1 protein-coding gene is annotated in these 2,028 nt (G+C 32.6%); it reads left to right on the plus strand.

Annotation, left to right across the window (positions count from 1 at the left end):
• Positions 1-2,028 (plus strand): Ig domain-containing protein (locus CD147_RS12170; RefSeq protein ID WP_240621116.1); only part of this gene is annotated, 2,028 nt, incomplete at both ends.

The raw sequence follows: 2,028 nt of genomic DNA on the forward strand, positions 1-2,028 counted from the left end.
GAGCAACCAAGTACTGAAGAGACAACAAAAGAAGAGCAACCAAGTACTGAAGAGACAACAAAAGAAGAGCAACCAAGTACTGAAGAAGTAACAGAGGATACTGATTTAAACACTAATACTTCCACTTTACAAGAACAGCTTGAAAATACAGAAAATAAAGAGGAAATAGTGAATCAATATTTAACAGAGCAGTTATCTGAAGAAGAAGCAGATGCGATTATAGAAATTGCTAATGTAGACTATAATAATGCCACAACAGAAGAAATTAATGATGAGATTTTGAAGGCGGCTTTAATAAACTTGTCTAACGAGATTGATAGTGAACAGCCATTGGCTACTAGAGCAAATCGTATGTTGTCAGCAATTAATACTTTAGCAGCTGATATACCAAATGAAACAAAATATCAATTTCCAACTGATACTGATTTAGCATACTTATTGAGAGATTTAAAGTATGATGTAACAACAGTAAATGAAGATACATCTTTAAGATATGCTGGGTTAAATCAATTTAAAAATGCAGATAGTAGTTCAATTAAATTGCAATTAACAAAATGGTTAGCTACTTCAGGTCAATTTAGAAATGGAGGTAATATTAATTTATCATTCCCACAAGAAGCATTTTCAAGTCAAATTGAATCTATTACTTTAAATGGTGTTCAAATGACATCAAATAGTGATGGATCAAACTGGAGTGCGCCAGTGAACGGTCGGACGGTTAATTCTGGATTAATTGGTGTTGTTACCAATCATGATTTAATTATTAATTTAAAAGATAATCAAACACTGCAGTCTTTAGGTTATACAAATGATAAACCTGTATATGTCCTACATACTTGGACTAATAATGAAGGTGAAGTTGTTGTTGAGAGTATTGATACATCATTTATTAGCCCAACTGTTGAAACAGACGTAGACAACAGCAAGAGTACAGGTTTTATAGCTGGAAAAATAAAGAATCAAATTCGCTATAACAAAGACAATAAAACCTTAGATTCGGTTCATACATTTAAACCAAACGAAAACTTTTTACAATCAGACTATAATTGGGTCTTATATATTAAAGAACAAATCCCTCAGGATTTATTACCTTATATAGACTTAAATAACATTGAACTTTACGTTTCAGATGAAAATGGTAATAAAATCAGCGAAAATAGAGTTGTTAATGTTTTTGCAGACGACAATGGCTTGGTTGATACTAGTAAAGTAGATAGCATCTCAATCCTAGATAATAATACAATTAGAGATTTAAATAGTGCTAGAGGTGAATTAGATAGAAATGTATTTTATGGTACATTAGGACAATCAAGAAGTTATACATTATCTTATTCATTACTTCCTGGTGTTACTTTAGAAAAAATTGCTGAAGATTTAAATGAAAGTACAGAAGATGCACGCTTAGATTTTTCATCTTGGTTAGAGGCAGATTATGTAGATAATCGACCAGCAGGGTCTGATAATGGGTCACCATTCCAGCCTTTAAAAGGTTCTTATGCTACATCATATCTAGATTTTTATGACTATGACAATGATGGTGTACCAGATATTATTGATGATGAACCAGAAATAGGTAATAATGACCCTACAATTGATTCTATTGAGAATCAAATTATTACAGAGGGGGAAAGTATAACTCCTATTAGCATTACATCTCAAGATGATGACAATGATCCGTTAACTACAACGGTTACAAACTTACCTGAAGGCGTTAGTTATAATGAAGAAACTGGAAAAATAGAAGGTACTCCACAAGTAAATGATTGGAAAGATACTGAGGAAGTTCGTGACTATGAAGTTCAAGTAACAGTAGATGATGGTCAAGGTGGACAAACTGTCGAAACATTTATTATCAGTGTTAATAGAGACACTGATAAAGATACAGTTGCAGATATAACAGATACAGATGATGATAATGACGGCGTTAACGATAGTGATGAAAACGCTTCTAACTTAGATCCGAAGAACAATGATACCGACGGTAATGGCGTAACAGACGGAGAAGAAGATGAAGATAATGATGGTTAT

Origin of the sequence: Staphylococcus devriesei, assembly GCF_002902625.1 — a bacterium.
Taxonomy (GTDB): domain Bacteria; phylum Bacillota; class Bacilli; order Staphylococcales; family Staphylococcaceae; genus Staphylococcus; species Staphylococcus devriesei.